The organism is Peptoniphilus sp. DNF00840 (assembly GCF_001553125.1).
Classification (GTDB): Bacteria; Bacillota; Clostridia; order Tissierellales; family Peptoniphilaceae; genus Peptoniphilus_A; species Peptoniphilus_A vaginalis.
This window is the reverse complement of the sequence record NZ_KQ960203.1, coordinates 1-1,024: the sequence shown is the minus strand read 5'-3', so window position 1 is coordinate 1,024 and position 1,024 is coordinate 1. Positions and strand designations below refer to the sequence as shown.

The following is a 1,024-nucleotide window of genomic DNA, read 5'->3' as shown; positions in this document are numbered from 1 at the left end:
CAGATTGTAGACAAACCCAGGAATAATTCCTGGGTTTGTTGCATTTTTAATGTATTTATTAAAAAAGTCCTTAATTTATTCAAAGTTAAATCCTTATTAGGATCCAATTTATATAGTAGTATTGCTAATTTTTTCATATTTATGCATGCAAATGTAAGTGCAGCTTTCATTTCCATTTTTGCTAGTCCAATCATATTTGTGTATCTAAATCCATGGAATTCTTTTGCACTTCCAAATTGTCTTTCTACTGTTTCTTTTCTTCTTTTGTATTCTTCTTTTCCTTGTTTGGTGTATCTATACTCTTCTGTTTCGTCTAAGTATTTCTGCCAAATGTGTCTTGTGATTACTTTTTGATGGTTTTTACTCTGTGTGCATCTTTTGAGATTAGGACATTTTTTGCATTGTTCTTTTTTGCTTTTGTATTCTCTATATCCTTCTCTATTTGTTGTTGTGTATTCTAGTATTTGATTTTCTGGGCATAGGTAACAGTCGTAGTATTCATCATATATGAATTCTCTTTTGTAGTAGGGGTTTTCTATTTTTGGTTTTCTTTTTGGTGCTGTGTAAGGGAATACTGGTTGTATTCCGTCTTCTAGTAGTTTTTTTGCTATGGCTGGTGTTTTGTAGCCTGCATCCATGACTATTTTTTCTGGTTTGTATTTTTTTAGTTTTTCTTCATAAAATGGTAGTAGGGTTGTGCTGTCATGTAGATTTCCCGGAAATGTTTTGTGTCCTAATATCCAACCGTTTTTGTCTACTGATGTTTCTACACAGTAGGCGAAGACTTCTTTGTGTTCTCCTTTATGGAAGAGTCCACTTTCTGGATCTGTTGTTGAAACTGTTATTTCTTTTGTTTCTTCTTTTTTATTTTTTTCTATTAATGGTTTTTTACCATGTTCTTTCCTATCTTCTTCTATTTCTTTGTCTAATTCTTCTTGGTATGCCTTTGTTACTTTTTTGATTTCTTCTTTTTTGTTTTTATGTCTATTTGCATGGGCTTTTACATGTGTTGAGTCTACGAATT

General features: G+C 31.5%; 1 protein-coding gene. It reads right to left on the bottom strand.

Features of this window, described 5'->3' with window-relative positions; genetic code table 11:
• Nucleotides 1-1,024, bottom strand: a 1,024-nt coding sequence (locus tag HMPREF1864_RS03715; RefSeq protein ID WP_156435951.1) for an IS1182 family transposase, incomplete at both ends; no start/stop codon positions are given.